Below are 15,126 nucleotides of genomic sequence, written 5' to 3' on the forward strand. Positions count from 1 at the left end.
TGCCTCGTGTTCGGACTTGTCAGGGTTAGCGGGACTGGGGTAACCAGGCGGTGGCTTCCACTTCAATCAGCACGTCGGCGCAGGGCAGCATTTCGCTGACCTGAACCACGGTAGAAACCGGCGGTTGACCGGGATAAAAAAGCTTTCTGACCCGGCTGTAATAGGGGAAATGATCAAGATTGCGAAAGTACTGCACCAGCTTGATCACATCACTCATCTGCCCGCCGGCGTCTTCAATGATGTGGCGGATACTTTCGAGCACATACCAGCTCTGGGCGAGGATCGGCCCCTGTTTGATATCAGTCGAGAATTCGCCGGTTTCACCCAACAGCAGGCGTGCTTCGGCGGGGATATCCTGAAAGCCGCGCACGATGGTCCCGCTCTGCGGATTAACCGGAATCACGCCCGAGAGAAAAACAAAATCGCCCGCGCGGCGCCACGCGGCATAGTTGGCGAGCGGTTTACCCGCACCCGCTTCAAGACTCATGGGATAACTCCGGATTCCAGGTACGTTGGTGGGCAAGCCTGCCATGGTGGAAAACCAGCCGGGCTGCGCTGTTTAAAGGCCAGGTCAGGCTGTCGCTGCCTGGAAAGAGAATCAGCGTGGCATCGCTGCCAGGTGCGAGTGGCAGGCCGGGCGGTGCATCACCGCTCAGCGCGGTGACATCGCAGATCAGTCGCGACTGCCAGTCAAAAACGTTATCCAGCTGCAGTGCGAACAGGGCACAGGCCAGCGTATCCAGCGGGTCGTAGCTGCCGGCCGGACAAAAAGCGTCCTGCACGTTATCGCAACCGAGCAGCACCGGAACGCCTGCCGCCTGCGCCTCTTTCAGCAGCGTTATGCCGCGCTGTCGTGGCGTGCGGCCGGTGACGGCATCCTGCAACAGCAGGTTGGTCATCGGCAGTGCAATCAGCGTGACGCGCTGCTCCGCCAGCAAACGCAGGACCTCCACTGCCTGATGTTCACTGCCGGAGGCCAGCGCGCAGCCGTGGCTGCAACAGATATGGCCGCTGAATCTATTTTCTGACAGGTAATGCGCCAGCCAGCTCAGGCCGTGTGCCACCGGCGAGAGCTCTTCATCGATATGCAAATCCAGATTCAGTTGCCAGCGCGAGGCACTGCGCATCAGGTTGGTCATGGCGGCCGGATCCCAGTTGGATGAGTGGATAAATCCACCCAGCAGGCAGTGGTTCCCGCTTTGCGCCACCGCAGCGGCGATGCGGTCAGCGGCCTCGCTGTCGGCAAAAAGAGTCAGCGGGACCAGCGCCACCCGTTCCAGCATGACGCCGGGTTGTGTGATAGTGGCCAGTGCCGTCCAGGCCAGCGGCGGCGTGGCATCGAACCAGTCAATATGGGTGCGCAGGCGGGTTACGCCGTTGGCGGCGGCCCATGCCATTCCCTGTCGGGCACGCTGATGAAGATCTGCCGTGGTCCAGTGCCGGCGATCCTCATGCAGGGTTTCAATCGCGGCCAGCAGACCGGGTTTTAGGGGACGGCTGCGACCAATGGTGAAGGTTTTATCAAGATGCGCATGAGGTTCGAGCAGACCTGGCAGCGCCAGCATGCCCTGTGCGTCCCACAAATCATTCTGGTCGGGCTGAAAAGGCGTCATGGAAGTTATTTTGCCTGCCTCAACGCGCAGATCTGCCGTCACCGGTTCACCTGCCTCCTCAGGCCACCCGGCAGGAAGCAGCCAGGCGGGAAGGCGAACGTTGGCAATGCCGTTTAACGGTGAGGCAAAAGAAGGAAAGTTCATATTGAGGCTCCGCGTTGGCATTACAGGTCCAGGACCAGAACAGGACTCTTAGCGCGCGAACAGCACAGCGTAATCTGAGTGTTCTCCGCTTTCTCTTCTTCTGTCAGCACGCAGTCGCGGTGATCGGGAATACCGTCGATGACATCCGTAATGCATGAGCCGCAAATACCCTGTTCGCACGACAGCATAATATCGACTCTGGCACTCAATAAGACTTCTGCAATGCTTTGGTCTGAACCAACTAAATAACGTTTTCCGCTGGATTTCAGCTCAATGTGAAATTCAGAGTTGGCGTTATTTTTGTTTATAGTGTTATTGCTGAATCGCTCAAAAGATAATTGATTCTTATGCCAGTGATGCGTGTACATAATCTCTTCAAGGCGCTTAATAAACCCATCCGGGCCACAGGCCATCACCTGCGTATTGGCATCCGGCTGACACAGGCTCAGCGGCGTCGTGTGCCGCAGGGAATCGTTTGCGCTGCTGTCATGTAAAAAGAGATTTTTTGCCAGTGAAGGTGCTGTGAGACGCGGTATATACGCCGCTTTATCCAGGCCCGAAATGTAGTAGTGCAGTTCAAATTCAATGCCTTGCCGAGAAATCTGTTCCGCCATCGCCAGCAGTGGCGTAATGCCAATTCCTCCGGCAAATAACAGATAGCGCCCGGCGGCTGGCAGAGGGAAATGGTTACGTGGCATCGAGATATTGAGTGTGTCGTTAGCACTGAAATGATGATGAATAAAGTGCGACCCGCCGGTCGCGTTGTCTGCCAGTTTTACGCAGATTTCATAATATTCCCCGCTGTGATTTTCGTTGCAGAGAGAATACTGGCGCGGGCCAATTTCAGGAATGAAAAGGTCAATGTGCGCACCGGGTAACCAGGGCGGTAATAATCCACCGTCCTGCGCAATAAGTTGCAGTGAAATATTTCCTTTACCATTTTCGCCGATCGCCTTGATCGTGACAGGAATTAATCCGGCATCATTCATCGTCATTTACCGTATTCATTTTGATGAGTCATTCATAAACCAGGGTAACCTGTTCACCGCATAACCTGCTGCCATCCGCCTGGAATAGCCCGCGGCGGGATGTAATGTCGATGAAACGATTGTTCCCATTGCAATGAAAGCTACGTTATTGTTGTAAAGCTGTTGCGTCCAGCGCTTTGATTCGCACATCCCGTTGCAAAAAAGAGAGCACTCAATCATGTTCGCATTCTCACGGTTTCTGCTGTACTTCACTGAGGTTGCCCGCCAGGGCTCGTTTCGTAAGGCGTCAGAAACCTTACATGTCGCCGCATCGTCGATTGACCGGCAGATCCTGCGGGTGGAAAAAGAACTGGCAATGCCGCTGTTTGAACGGCACCCGACCGGATTGCGGCTAACGGCAGCCGGCGAGCTGCTATTGCACGCCGCCAACAACTGGAAAAAGGACTTCACCCGCGTCTGCGAGCAACTCGATGACCTGCGCGGTCTGCGGCGCGGACACGTGCGAATTGCCACCATTGACGCCATCAACCGGCAGTTTTTCTCGGCGATGCTCAGGAAGGTGCATGCTGATTATCCGAATATCTCTTTCACGCTGACCACCATGAACAATGTGGACATTCAGCAGGCGCTGATATCTGGCGATGCTGACTTTGGTCTGATGCTTAATCCGCAAAGTTCACGAGAGTTGCAGGTACGCGCTTTTGCAGAAATCGAGCTGGGGATTGTGGTGCCGAAAGGGCACCCGCTCGGCGACAGAAGCCACGTGCGTTTTAGCCAGTGCATGGAATATCCGTTTATCCTGCCGGCTGCGCCGCTGATGCTGGCCGAACCCGTCCAGGCGCTGATGAATATCAACGGCGACATGATTAACGAAGTCGCGGTATCCAATAACATCCACATGATCCGCTCGCTGATTAAAGAGAAAATGGGCATTGGTATTCTCTGCTGGCTCGACATCATTGATGAGGTGGAAAGCGATGAACTGCAATTTATTCCGCTGACCGATCCGCAATTAAAAACGTTCACCCTTTCGTTGTGCGTCGCCCCGACAAGACAGCTTTCGCTGGCCGCCTCGATGATGCTCAAACAGCTGGAGATGTTGTTCAGCGAGATCCAGATGCCGCGAGGTGATCGGGATTGATTTGCACTGTTCTGGTGCTGGCTGCTTTGTAATGAATCAAAGGTTGCAGAGCCAGCGCCGATCAATCCCCTGTTAAAGCGCAGAGAAAGCGCATTCGTGGAGTTGGCACCTTTCTTGTATAACCCACAGTGAGTAGAAGCGGTCAGTGCGGGCAACTGCGCGGGACATTGCTCAGCAACCATTTCGCGGTTCATTTAGAGCCGGTCAGGGGAGCTGAGCCGCATTCGCTCAATGCCCCTCCGGTGATGATTAGGAGAGGAGCAATGAAGTCAGTTTCCCGCATTCCCCTGTCTTGCTGCGTGCTGAGCGCGCTGATCCCTGCCGCATTTTCACTGTCGGCACACGCCGATGAGAAAATAGCGCTACTGACATCCTGGTACGCGCAGGCGGAGCAGGGCGGCTATTATCAGGCGCAGGCCACAGGCATTTACAAGCGTTACGGGCTGGATGTCAGCATTCAGTCCGGCGGCCCGCAGGTCAACGGCATGCAGTTGCTGCTGGCAAAGCGCGCGGACGTGATCATCGGTTATGATCTCCAGCTACTCGAATCCGTACAGCGCGGTTTTCAGGCCAAAGCCATCGCCGCCCCTTTCCAGTTTGATCCTCAGGGGCTGCTGACACATGCTTCAGTCACTTCCCTGGACGGTCTGAAAGACAAAACCATTTTAGTCTCCAGCTCCGGGCAATCGACCTGGTGGCCATGGCTGAAAGCACGCTATCAGCTTAGCGATTCACAGGTTCGTCCTTACACCTTCAATATCCAGCCCTTTGTGGCTGACGAAAATGTCGCGCAGCAAGCCTATGTCAGTTCTGAAGTTTTTCAGGCACAAAAGGCGGGTGTGAAATCAAATTTCTTCCTCTTCTCGGAGCACGGCTATCCCCCTTACGGCGGCATTCTGATCACCCGTCCTGAACTGATCAGCAGCCGGAAAGAGGCGATGGCTAAGTTTGTAAAGGCGTCGATGGAAGGATGGGTAAGCTATCTGCAAAATCCGGCGGCGGGCAACGCGCTGATCAAAAAGGATAACCCGAAGATGACGGACGACCTGCTGGCCTGGGGCGTTCAGCAAATCAAAGCGCACCATCTGATTGACGGCGGTGATGCGGCAACAAAGGGGTGGGGCACCATGACGGAAGCCCGCTGGCAGAAAACCCGTGATTTCATGGTGAACGCCAGACTGCTGAATGCGAATACCGACTGGAAGCAGGCGTATACCACTGAAATTGTCGACCAGATGCAGGTTAAGCCCTGAGGAGTGTTGCAATGTCATCTGACGTTTTACTGATTAAAAATGCGCACGCAATCCTCACCGGCTTGCCGGGAGAGGCAGCGCGTCACGCCGGGCCGGATATTCGCGTGCGTCATGGGGTGATCGAGGCGATAGGTTCCCTGACGGCAATGCCCGACGAGCAGCTGATCGACGCCCGCGATTGCGTGGTTTATCCCGCCTGGGTGAATACGCACCATCACCTGTTTCAGTCATTGTTAAAAGGGGAACCGCAGGGGCTGAACCAAAGCCTGACCGCATGGCTGAGTGCCACGCCTTATCGTTTTCGTGCCACCTTCGATGAATCCACCTTTCGTCTTGCGGTGCGTATCGGCCTGACTGAACTGCTGCGTTCCGGCTGCGCGACGGTGGCGGACCATAACTACCTTTACTGGCCAGATATGCCGTTCGATACCTCGGAAATCCTGTTCAGTGAAGGTGAGGCGCTGGGAATGCGCATTGTGCTATGTCGGGGTGGCGCAACGCAGGGGCGCGCGATCGAGAAAGATTTGCCGCAGGCGCTGCGCCCGGAAAACTTCGGGGATTACATGGCGGATATTGAACGGCTGGTGGGTCGTTATCACGATCCGAAACCAACGTCACTGCGCCGTGTGGTGATGGCACCTACAACCTTGCTGCATTCTGCACCCGGTGCGGAGTTGCGCGAAATGGCGAAACTGGCCCGCAGTCTGGGGATTCGGCTGCACAGCCACTTGTCGGAAACCGTGGATTATCTTGATGCGGCGCGTGCCAGATTCGACATGACGCCGGTGCAGTTTTGTGCGGAACACGACTGGCTGGGTGAGGACGTCTGGTTTGCGCACCTGGTAAAACTGCTGCCGCAGGAAATCACGATGCTGGGTCAGACCCGCTCTGGCATTGCACACTGCCCGCAAAGCAACGGGCGTCTGGGCAGCGGCATCGCTGATTTGCTGGCGCTGGAACAGGCCGGTGTGCCTGTTTCATTAGGCGTAGACGGTGCGGCATCGAACGAAGCCGCCGATATGCAAAGTGAAGCGCATGCGGCCTGGCTTTTGCAGCGCGCCCGAAAAGGCATGCTGGCGACACCGCGTTATGACGGCGGCACGTTTGAAGGCGGCGGCGACGCAGCATCTGTTGAAGACGTGGTGCGGTGGGGCAGCGCAGGCGGGGCGCAGATCCTTGGCCTGCAACAAAGCGGCACCGTGCAGGTGGGCAGGCTGGCGGATATCGCCATTTATCGGCTGGATGACCCGCGCTACTTCGGCCTGCACGACATGGCCATTGGTCCGGTGGCCTGTGGCGGACGCGCTTCGCTTAAGGCACTGATGATAAATGGCCGGGTGATCGTCGAAAACGATGTCATCCCCGGACTCGATTTGGAGGCCATGCGCCATGAGGCAATGTCTGCCGTCCGTACTTTACAACAGCGCGCTGCGCGCTAACCCTATTGATTAAGAAGGATAAGAACAATGACGCAATCAAATCAAACAGCATATGCATTACAGGAACTGGAAAAAGAAGCAGGAATGGGCGCGATGGGTGAAGAAACTTTTGCCCGTGAAGTGCGTTGTATCGATTTATCAGATTTCGAAAACCGTAAAAGTGAGATCGCCGACGAACTCTGGAGCGCAGCCGTAGAAATTGGCTTCTTCCAGGTCAGCAATCACGGCATTGCACTCGGCGATATCCGTCAGGCGTTCAGCATGACAGAGGATTTCTTCTTACTGCCCGAAGAGATAAAAGCGCAATATCCGCTGGCGCGTAACGCAGGCTGGGAGAATAAATCTCAGGTGCGACCATCAACCCGAACGCCAGACCAGAAAGAGTCTTACCAGATCACCCGTCCGTTGATGGCACCGCTATGGCCGACTGAACAGGAACTGCCGGCTTTCAAAGAGACCATGCTGAATTTTGAATCGCAATGCTGGCAACTGGGCATGAAACTGCTTTCCTGTTTTGCCCTCAAACTGGGCTTTCCTGAGCACTTTTTCGAGCAGGCACATAATCCGGACCTGCAAACTTACCAGAGTACGCTGCGCATGCTGCACTACTATGCCACTGAGCAGTCAGAGCAGGGGATGTGGCGCGCGGGTGCGCATACAGATTTTGACTGTCTGACGCTGCTGTTCCAGCGTCCCGGTCAGGGCGGGTTGCAGGTATGTCCTGGCAAAGACCGCGAAAGTCAGCAGTGGACCAGCATCGAGCCGCGCGAAGAGGTGATCACCTGCAACATCGGCGACATGCTGATGCGCTGGAGCGACGATCAGCTGCCGTCAAATTTCCACCGTGTGAGAAGCCCACTGCCCGGCGAATACCAGGGTGCGCGCTACAGCCTGGCCTTTTTCTGTCAGGCTAATAAAGATGTGGAGATTCTGGGGCCGCAGGCGAAATATCCGGCCATCACCGCCGAAGATTATCTGCAACAGCGCATTCAGGCGAACTTTGCGAAAGGATAATTTGCCAGAAAGATAAAGAGAGCTGAAAAGCAAAAAGCCCGCTCAGGGAAAACTGAGCGGGCTTTTTTAATTCTGGCTTTTCTGGCTGAGATCGCCTTTGTCAGTAACTCGCTAATATAGCCTTCGCCTTCATGTACTTACGGGCATAAAAAATACAACCCTCGCATAGAAGGAATTTAATGCGATCTCATTATTTGATTTGAACATGATAAATTCTTTGTTGCGTAAATCTCTGTTACTGCCGAACAGGCAGAACAATGTAACCAGAAGGATTTGTGTCGATTACTGTTAATGAATGTTGAAATATGAAGCTATTCTCTGAACTGGCTTACCTGAGATTGAAAATTTGAAGCTGTAAGCATAGGCGGGATTTCCCGCCTATGCTTCTGATTAACGTCAATGCGACAGAGTCAGTCAAATCCCTGAACATTACAGGGTGTTCGCCTGATGTTTTTATTTCTGTCAGTCTCCATAAGCGTAAGCGGTGGTCTGGACGGTATAGGTATCAGCTTTCACGTTCTGCGTCCCGTTTATTGTAACATTGTAAGTTGATACGCCGTTGGTGGCAGTGCTGTATAAAATGTAATCGGTGCTACATGTCAAATCTAACTCTGAGCAACGAGTAGCGCCAGCAACGGCAGGATTACTAGAAGACCTGAGTATTGTTACAAGAATGGTGTTATTGCTGTCGTTTTTGCCTTTAATACTTAATGGGGCCTGAGTTGTGCCGTTATCAGACCCTGTTAATGACCCGGGCATACCCAAAGCTATGTAATGACGAGAGGCGCCGCCTGTCGAAGTGATGGTACCATTTGCCAGCACTTTATAATTAGAACTAGCCCCGTCCGACAGACCCGACACCGGCGTCAAAACGTTAGAAACAGTGAGCGGAGTAGTAAAAGTAATGTCGGCCGACGCAGTACTGGCTTCGGACAGCGCTGCGATTGCTGCGTGGGATGAAATACCCGCGATGATTATCGCTGCTGCCGCTGAGGTTTTGATGTTTAAAAATTTCATATCTCTATCCTTTGTTGTGTTGAATTAACGACTGCAGTCGTCCCTAAAAGTCGTAGACAGTGCGTCTACCCGACCATCGAGGCATATGTGCCACCGATGGCTCCCCGTCACCAAAAATGTCAGTGACGTGGTATTCGTGAAATCTCTATATAGCGCCCGGCTGTTGCACGTTACTGAGTGACCACCTGACCAGCGATGTTTAAAGAGTAGGTATCCGCTTTCACCCTCTGGTCGCCATCCGCCAGAATGTCAAAAACCATTCTGTCTTCGCCGGTATGCACGGTTATCACCTGCATGTCCGCCATTTCCGTTACCACCTGTTGCTGTGGCACCAGACGCACCCGCAACTGATGCGCCGGATTCTGCTGGCCTGTCAGCACATAACGTCCTCCCTGCTGGCCGGATACAGCCTGCTCGCTCCGGAGCTGAAAGCCCGTATGGATGTCGTAGCTGACCAGCGTGCCCCTGCCGAGCTTTGTGCCGTCTCTGACAGCACCCGCCTGCAGGCCATGGTTCATCTGCAACACCAGTTGCGGGCTACCCGTCGCGACAGCCGGAGCGCTGCTGGCCATGACTGTCAAAAGCGCTGCCGCTATCAGATACAATCTTTTTCTGTTCATCATTCCCCTTCTCCGGGTGATGTTTCTGTTCAGTTTTTTCGGGAGCCGGTAACTGCTTTCAGCGACAAACTGCCTCTGACAGATACAGCCCTGCTGGCCCTGGTTTTTCCGGCAGACGGTAATCAGCCCGGCACTGTTGCTTCTCTCCCCATCTCGCCATCAGGGCACCTTTTCCGTTCAGTCCGGACAGATACACCTGCCCGGCTTCACCGGTAATGCCACTGCCTGATGACGCCTGGTTTTCCGGGGTAACCAGTGCCCCAAAAGGAACCGGTTTACCGTCCGGACGTATCAGTGTCACCAGCGCCCGCCGGCCAATATGCGTGATAAAGGTGGCCGGGATAACCGCGCCCTGCGTCGGCACTACCGTCACGTCCGTCTGTTTTATTTCTGCATCAGCCGAAAGACGAGCAGGGTCCAGGCTGACAATATTCTTCCGGTAAGGCTGCAGGCCTGACTGTGTGGTGTAGCCACGAAAATCGGTTTTCACTCCCGGCCAGCCGCCAACAGCCACTCCGGAGGCACCCGGCGCTTCCACCAGTGCCACGGTATCGTTCAGCGTCTGCCCTGCGGTGACATTACTGCGGGTAATCACGATGCCGCCTGACGCATCCAGTCCTGTCTGCCGGTAAGACGGACTGTAGCCGTAACGGCCATTCAGCTGGCCGTAGCCCCCGCTCCAGCCAAGGTTCAGGTCGCTGTCGTTGCGGTCTCCGCTCACCGCCCCCGAACGTTGACGCTGGTTCACATTCCACTGCAACTGGCGGTCATACGCCTGACCACTGAGCCCCACCTGCTGTGTATTGCCGCCGGATGAAGGCGACGTCATCTGATAGGTCGCCTGGGTTGCCCCACCAGGCCAGCGGTCCAGTGGAATACTGACCATCATGTTAATCAGCCGGTTATCCTGCCATTTACTGCCGCTGTTCCGGTTACGGTTCTGCGTCGCATTCAGCGACAGGGAAACGCCGCGTATACTGACGCCATAGCCGGCACTGAACGACTCTGTACTCCCTTGCCCGTTGCCGTAACTGTTGCGAGAACCGCTCAGGCTGAGACTCCCCAATCCGCCCAATGACTGACTGAGCGTCAGGGTTGTCTCAGACCGGCGTTGTGCGTCACTGCCGGCTGGGTTTTCCTGCCGATAGCTGTCCATTACCTCAGACAGCGTGCTGAAACCGGATGCGTCATAGCGGGTATGGGACAGATCAAGCGAGGTGTTGGTTACCTCAACGCGCTTGCTGTAGCGCAGCCGTCCGTATCCCCCCGTTTCACTTTCACGCTCTTTCTTCTGCCCACGGCCGTGAGTCCCATCCAGAGATACCGCGCCCCACGACCCGAGCAACATACCCAGCCCCGCAGTCGTCGCCTGATAGCGCTCCGCGCCCTGCAAACCGCCGTATAGGGTCAGGCTCCACGGCAGGCCATACATAACAGTGGCCTGTGCAACCAGAGGCGAATCAACCGTGTTATCTGATGCCCGATACTGCCCGGCCATCAGGTTGTACACGCTGTGGCCTTCCTGCAGCGCAATCGCCGGCGTCTGATAAGGGACGCTGAATTCCTGAGTAGTGCCGTCGGCTTCCCATACGGTAACCTGCAAATCCCCACCCGAGCCGCCAGCGGCAAAGTCACTCAGGGCAAACGGGCCGGGCGCTACCGTGGCGTTGTAAACCGTGTAGCCATTCTGCTTCACTTCTACCCTGGCCTGAGTGCGGGCAATACCGCGCACCACGGGTGAAAAAGTCCGCTGCGAAGAGGGCAGCATATTTTCATCCGAACCCAGCATCACGCCGCGAAAAGGTACGCTGTCAAAAATTTCCGACGGCGTGAAACGCTCTCCCAGCGTCAGCCTGCTTTGCATGTCATACAGGCCCCGATCAAGATAGGTATAAGGAGTCTGCCAGCGGCCGGTCTGTCCGCGGCTCTTCTGCCACGTCGTCGAATTACGTAATCGCCATGGTCCCCAGTTAGCGCCGGGCTCCAGCTGCAGGTACTGCGATTCATTGACATTTCTACTCCCGACCCGGGATTCCACATGGCTGGTACCGGTCCGGTAATTCATCAGGATCGCCGGGACTCCCTCATCCCACAGCTCTCGGGGAGAAATGCCCTTTACTTCAGGACGCAATGCTATCTGCGGAACGCTCAGCACCAGCTGCTGTGCCCCGAAATTAAAATCAGCTCTGGCATGCGGAATAACGCGGATGTCAGCACAATCTTTGTTTGCGTCCAGGCCTTTGCCGGACAATGCCGGATAGTCTTCCGTCTTTATGCCGTAACGTAAAAGCTGCTTCCTGCTCAGGCAGGGCTGCAAAACAGGCATGCCCCGGGAATCTTCCTGCTGAACAAAAACCACTTCACGGGAATCCACCTGCTCACCATTGAGCAACACGTCAACCAGATAGGTTCCTGGAAGCTGCCCGCCCTGGTTAAATAGAGCGATATCCGCATCACTGACACCACCACCCAACTGTGAAGCATCAAATTCCCAGGTCCGGGCCATCACCGGCATTGAAAACAGCCCGGCAGATACCACGATGGCCACCACAGAAAACCGAAAATATTTCATTATCCAGGCGCCTTATTAGTGCAACGGCGACTGAAACGTGCGGCTCTCTCCACCTTCATCAGTGATAACCGTCCACTTCACCTGACCGGCAGCGCCTTTTGGCAGGATAAAGCTGCGGGAAGAGTGCGGAGCGACATATTCCCTATCCTGAATATTCATCTCCCCCACGCTGAGTGAGGACAAATTCATATAAAATGCGGAAGGGTTAGTTACCGTCAGCTTATCGCCCTGGCGTTGCCACTTAAGCGCGGATACGGCATCCATCATCGTTCCTCTCACGCCGGACGGGCGCACCAGCAGCTTAATACAGCTGTTTGCGCTGACTTCCAGGTTCAGCGTGACTGCTGTGGGCTTTAACGGTGTCCCTTTCGCATCCTGAGCCCAGACATCACTATCTTTAGGCGGAATACCGGTCACGCAAAGCCAGTGCAGCGTTTCACGGTCACCGGCCATTTGACCGCCGGTACGAATAATTCGCAGGCGGTTCTGCTGCTGTGCATCCAGACGGAAAACTGGCGGGGTGACAATAAAAGGCGCAGGTGTTTTTTTATCTTCCGCAAGCACCTTTCCCTGCACCAGTATGGGGTAAGCCTGCGCATTGGTGATGGATAAAGACGCTCCGCTGGAGTCCGGGTTATATATCACTCGTGAGGCACCCAGTTTGACCTCGAATACTTTGGTATTGGTGACCGTCTTCAGTTCCTGCGCAAAAGACGGAGTAGCGCCATTACTGATTAATATCGCGGCGGCCAGTACAGCCCCGGCTGCCCTATAAGTTTTTTTATTACAAAGTAAATACATAACACATCCCTATCAGAGAATAATTATTCCTGACTAAACGTAATCGTAAAATACCCTTGTTAATTTTTAGGTAAACGTAAAATTAACAAAGAAATTCATTTTAAAAATACACGGCCAGATTTTTAAGAAGAGAAAAGCTTCAGATAAAAAGCGGCACAGGTAGTTAGCGAGCCCGATGAGCCACAGGTGGAAAGGGCAGTCGTGCAATAATGTTTAAATTTAAGTTTCATATTCAGTAATCCTCTGGTGTGTTTTCGGGTTATTTATAATGCCCATAAAGCATGTTGAAGAAATTACCAGGTCATTGCTTTTCACATTCATATAGATGGCGCGGATTCAGGTACATCTATAATCACCGAGCTGAAGCAAGATGCGTACCCACCTTAACCCCCACACTGGCCGGGGCTTGCCACCTCAGGATGGAAACAGTGTTATACAGGAAAACCAATAACGGAATGTAATTCGAATTTATCTGTATTTTTAGTTTAATGATCTATTTTTGTTATTTTTTTAGCTTAAACAGTCGCCGATTGTTGCAGGCTGCCCACTAACTGACATCCGGAGGAGAGTTTAAAAGAGCATCTCCTGCCGTGAATCTGGTTGAATCGTCGTAATTCCCTTCTGACAGCGGAAGGTTCAGCTGTGCGAATATACTCATACTTTCGTTAGCAACGGCGTTCCGACATCAGGACAATGATTTCCCTGAAACAGAGTCAGTGGGTATCAACGCGTTCCCGTGCTTTTTATTCGCTTGGTTTAAAAATGCTACGTGCAAAAAGGGTTTAACTGTATTATGTTGTGAGATAAATCTGAGATTGAATTTATTTAATCGGGGGGGATGTGAAGGTGTTGTATACCATTAATGGTTCAATAGTGTTTAATACGGATGACAGTACTCTCCGACATATACCGACGAAAGATACCGTTCAGATTAACCTGCCTTCGGCGCGATTACTGGCACTCATTCTTGATTCCAATGGCGATATTCTGACAAGAGAATATTTGATTGTTGAAGTCTGGGATAAACATAACCTCAGAGGGTCAAATGCAAATTTAACGCAATACCTGAGTATAATGAGACGTGCATTATCCGCATTTGGATGTGATGAAATTGTCATTACCATTCCTAAAATTGGTATTAAGTTAAATACTAATCATTCTGTCGTTAAATCCCCCTCCTTTGACGGAATAGAGTCATCCCCACCGGCTCATTTACCTAAGGCATTATTAAATAAACCTGGATCTTTTCTTTCATGGAAAGTCATTGTTCTTTGCCTGTATATCATTTCACCCGTTTTTATTGCAACTGCGGTGTTAGTCTTTAAAAACAATACGTCTTCATTGGATAATATCAACATTTATCTGAAATCAGATTTTCTTGCAGAGGGGTGCGAGGTGGTTTTTGTTAAGGATCTCAATGAAAATAAGATGAAAGAAGTAAAAAGTAAAATAACTGCTCTTTTAGCAGAAAATAATTTAGTCTGTGATAAAAATAAAAAAATCTATTTTGATAACTATACGTCTTTTTCGCCAAAAGATGATGGCCGAACATTAATTTCGTATTGCAAGCTTGGAAAAGAGAGGAATGTAACCAGTTGCAATAATTTCTTCCATATTAACGAGAATTAATATGATGTTTCCAAACGTGGGAGTTCTGATAGCTATTTCAACTGTCTGTACGGCAATTCTTCTGGGTTTTATATTTTTGGGGTCTGAAAATAATTTAATATTGCCACTGAGATGTTACTCTTTTACCCAATACGATCTGGGTGGTGAGGGACAGACGCTTAAATTTAATGTCGCCCAGGATCTCAGACTATACAAGGACGGAACCGGATATTTTTTACTGAATGGACGGGTGTTAATCAATAATGAGGAAAAAAATTTAGGAAGAACCCTCATACTGAATAGGGGGGAAGTAAGGGGCAGTAATACAGCGCATTACTCTATAAGCCGCATCATTATCTCTCCCACTGACAATACAGATAATCCAACCTTTGAGAAGCTGTTAGCTGAATTTACCGGCGACCCGGAAACCTTACAACTTGATGTGATTAATGTCGGACATCATACTTTTATGATGGGAAGCCCACTTTCGTTTGTCTTTACCTGCGTGGCTTTTTAACTGATTGCATGAAAGCTCGCAGAACCTTTGCACTAAAGAAAGAACCAGGCACTGGCGCCATTTTCTCTGGCAGGCAGCAAAGGAAAAGGATGGCGGAAAGGCACAGCACAAATGCTAAACCGCTTCCTGGCTAACATCAGTGGGGGTCGATAGACACGCTATCTACAGGGCCGCCTGAGTAGCGCCCACAGCACATCGTTATTTGATGGTTCACATCTGAACCTGTCAGTGATTCGCCGACCTGTAACACAAAAGCAAAAAGCCCGCTCAGGTTTCCCTGAGCGGGCTTTTCTAATTCTGGCTCCTCTGACTGGACTCGAACCAGTGACATACGGATTAACAGTCCGCCGTTCTACCGACTGAACTACAGAGGAATCGCTTGAACGGGGCGAATATTA

General features: G+C 52.6%; 13 protein-coding genes and 1 tRNA gene. 6 read left to right on the forward strand and 8 right to left on the reverse strand.

Features of this window, described 5'->3' with window-relative positions:
• Positions 1–25: 25 nt before the first annotated feature.
• Genes KTJ90_RS06990 through KTJ90_RS07000 form a run of 3 tightly spaced genes read right to left on the reverse strand, consistent with a single transcriptional unit; the run spans position 26 to position 2,752 of the window.
• Positions 26–487, reverse strand: a complete 462-nt coding sequence (locus tag KTJ90_RS06990; RefSeq protein ID WP_008926002.1) for a RidA family protein — start codon at positions 485–487, stop codon at positions 26–28.
• Positions 477–1,757: an amidohydrolase family protein gene (locus tag KTJ90_RS06995; RefSeq protein ID WP_140033263.1), complete on the reverse strand. Its 1,281-nt coding sequence runs from the start codon at positions 1,755–1,757 to the stop codon at positions 477–479. Before KTJ90_RS06995 ends, KTJ90_RS06990 begins: the two co-directional genes overlap by 11 nt.
• Before the next feature lie 20 nt (positions 1,758–1,777).
• A complete protein-coding gene (locus tag KTJ90_RS07000; RefSeq protein ID WP_105099010.1) occupies positions 1,778–2,752 on the reverse strand; it encodes a PDR/VanB family oxidoreductase in 975 nt (324 codons plus the stop codon).
• A 211-nt stretch (positions 2,753–2,963) separates the two neighbouring features.
• Between KTJ90_RS07000 and KTJ90_RS07005 the strand changes: the two genes are divergently transcribed.
• From KTJ90_RS07005 to KTJ90_RS07020, 4 genes are all read left to right on the forward strand, one after another.
• Positions 2,964–3,887 (forward strand): LysR family transcriptional regulator, encoded by a 924-nt coding sequence (locus tag KTJ90_RS07005; RefSeq protein WP_140033265.1) that lies wholly within the window; start codon positions 2,964–2,966, stop codon positions 3,885–3,887.
• 263 nt (positions 3,888–4,150) lie between these two features.
• A complete protein-coding gene (locus tag KTJ90_RS07010; protein ID WP_039659888.1) occupies positions 4,151–5,140 on the forward strand; it encodes an ABC transporter substrate-binding protein in 990 nt (329 codons plus the stop codon).
• Positions 5,141–5,151: 11 nt separating this feature from the next.
• Complete coding sequence (locus tag KTJ90_RS07015; protein ID WP_337027035.1) at positions 5,152–6,579, forward strand: amidohydrolase family protein; 1,428 nt, start codon at positions 5,152–5,154, stop codon at positions 6,577–6,579.
• A gap of 27 nt (positions 6,580–6,606) precedes the next feature.
• A complete protein-coding gene (locus KTJ90_RS07020) occupies positions 6,607–7,593 on the forward strand; it encodes an isopenicillin N synthase family dioxygenase (protein ID WP_004571376.1) in 987 nt (328 codons plus the stop codon).
• 462 nt (positions 7,594–8,055) lie between these two features.
• Here KTJ90_RS07020 and KTJ90_RS07025 read toward each other — a convergent pair whose 3' ends face one another.
• The 4 genes from KTJ90_RS07025 to KTJ90_RS07040 form a co-directional block, all read right to left on the reverse strand.
• Positions 8,056–8,610, reverse strand: a complete 555-nt coding sequence (locus KTJ90_RS07025; protein ID WP_499026063.1) for a hypothetical protein — start codon at positions 8,608–8,610, stop codon at positions 8,056–8,058.
• A gap of 170 nt (positions 8,611–8,780) precedes the next feature.
• Complete coding sequence (afaD, locus tag KTJ90_RS07030; protein ID WP_008925995.1) at positions 8,781–9,233, reverse strand: AfaD family invasin; 453 nt, start codon at positions 9,231–9,233, stop codon at positions 8,781–8,783.
• Positions 9,234–9,288: 55 nt separating this feature from the next.
• Entirely contained in the window at positions 9,289–11,745 is a 2,457-nt protein-coding gene (locus tag KTJ90_RS07035; protein WP_499026474.1) for a fimbria/pilus outer membrane usher protein, read from the reverse strand.
• Positions 11,746–11,817: 72 nt separating this feature from the next.
• Positions 11,818–12,603: a fimbria/pilus periplasmic chaperone gene (locus tag KTJ90_RS07040; RefSeq protein ID WP_499026066.1), complete on the reverse strand. Its 786-nt coding sequence runs from the start codon at positions 12,601–12,603 to the stop codon at positions 11,818–11,820.
• 846 nt (positions 12,604–13,449) lie between these two features.
• Between KTJ90_RS07040 and KTJ90_RS07045 the strand changes: the two genes are divergently transcribed.
• Complete coding sequence (locus tag KTJ90_RS07045; protein WP_008925992.1) at positions 13,450–14,232, forward strand: winged helix-turn-helix domain-containing protein; 783 nt, start codon at positions 13,450–13,452, stop codon at positions 14,230–14,232.
• A 1-nt stretch (position 14,233) separates the two neighbouring features.
• Entirely contained in the window at positions 14,234–14,728 is a 495-nt protein-coding gene (locus KTJ90_RS07050) for a FidL-like protein (RefSeq protein ID WP_499026069.1), read from the forward strand.
• A 298-nt stretch (positions 14,729–15,026) separates the two neighbouring features.
• On the opposite strand, the gene KTJ90_RS07055 is transcribed toward KTJ90_RS07050, so the two are convergent.
• Positions 15,027–15,102 (reverse strand) — tRNA-Asn (locus tag KTJ90_RS07055).
• Positions 15,103–15,126: the final 24 nt, after the last annotated feature.

Source organism: Pantoea jilinensis, from assembly GCF_019104105.1.
In the GTDB taxonomy this organism is placed as follows: Bacteria; Pseudomonadota; Gammaproteobacteria; order Enterobacterales; family Enterobacteriaceae; genus Pantoea; species Pantoea eucalypti.

Bases quoted from the DNA above. Each gene is read 5' to 3' on its own strand.
- KTJ90_RS06990 (WP_008926002.1), bottom strand. From the start codon at position 487: ATGAGTCTTGAAGCGGGTGCGGGTAAACCGCTCGCCAACTATGCCGCG.
- KTJ90_RS06995 (WP_140033263.1), bottom strand. From the start codon at position 1,757: ATGAACTTTCCTTCTTTTGCCTCACCGTTAAACGGCATTGCCAACGTT.
- KTJ90_RS07000 (WP_105099010.1), bottom strand. From the start codon at position 2,752: ATGACGATGAATGATGCCGGATTAATTCCTGTCACGATCAAGGCGATC.
- KTJ90_RS07005 (WP_140033265.1), top strand. From the start codon at position 2,964: ATGTTCGCATTCTCACGGTTTCTGCTGTACTTCACTGAGGTTGCCCGC.
- KTJ90_RS07010 (WP_039659888.1), top strand. From the start codon at position 4,151: ATGAAGTCAGTTTCCCGCATTCCCCTGTCTTGCTGCGTGCTGAGCGCG.
- KTJ90_RS07015 (WP_337027035.1), top strand. From the start codon at position 5,152: ATGTCATCTGACGTTTTACTGATTAAAAATGCGCACGCAATCCTCACC.
- KTJ90_RS07020 (WP_004571376.1), top strand. From the start codon at position 6,607: ATGACGCAATCAAATCAAACAGCATATGCATTACAGGAACTGGAAAAA.
- KTJ90_RS07025 (WP_499026063.1), bottom strand. From the start codon at position 8,610: ATGAAATTTTTAAACATCAAAACCTCAGCGGCAGCAGCGATAATCATC.
- afaD (WP_008925995.1), bottom strand. From the start codon at position 9,233: ATGATGAACAGAAAAAGATTGTATCTGATAGCGGCAGCGCTTTTGACA.
- KTJ90_RS07035 (WP_499026474.1), bottom strand. From the start codon at position 11,745: ATGCCGGTGATGGCCCGGACCTGGGAATTTGATGCTTCACAGTTGGGT.
- KTJ90_RS07040 (WP_499026066.1), bottom strand. From the start codon at position 12,603: ATGTATTTACTTTGTAATAAAAAAACTTATAGGGCAGCCGGGGCTGTA.
- KTJ90_RS07050 (WP_499026069.1), top strand. From the start codon at position 14,234: ATGATGTTTCCAAACGTGGGAGTTCTGATAGCTATTTCAACTGTCTGT.